Annotated in this window: 1 pseudogene; it reads right to left on the reverse strand. The window is 47.5% G+C overall.

What is annotated here, in order from left to right:
• Positions 1-255 (reverse strand): annotated as a pseudogene (locus LDN30_RS16305) (ATP-binding protein); the annotation flags it as partial.

Raw genomic sequence — 255 nt, forward strand, 5'->3', positions numbered from 1 at the left:
GATAATAATTCGTCAGCGTAAGGTAAGCGTTCATGAATCCCTGCAGATTGCGCTCACCCTCAATGAGTTGCCGTATGGCTGTCGTATCGTGGTAGGCCCTACAGATATATTTTATGAGTGGCTGCCAGTCGCCGTCGAGAGCTGCCATATCAAAAGCATCATCCAACTCAGAGACATCAATGGAGTGAATGGAACTGTATTCGTCCAGCAGATACTGATAGTACTGCAACCGCACGTTGTTGTTGGGGATGATGA

Source organism: Prevotella lacticifex, assembly GCF_019973375.1.
In the GTDB taxonomy this organism is placed as follows: Bacteria; Bacteroidota; Bacteroidia; order Bacteroidales; family Bacteroidaceae; genus Prevotella; species Prevotella lacticifex.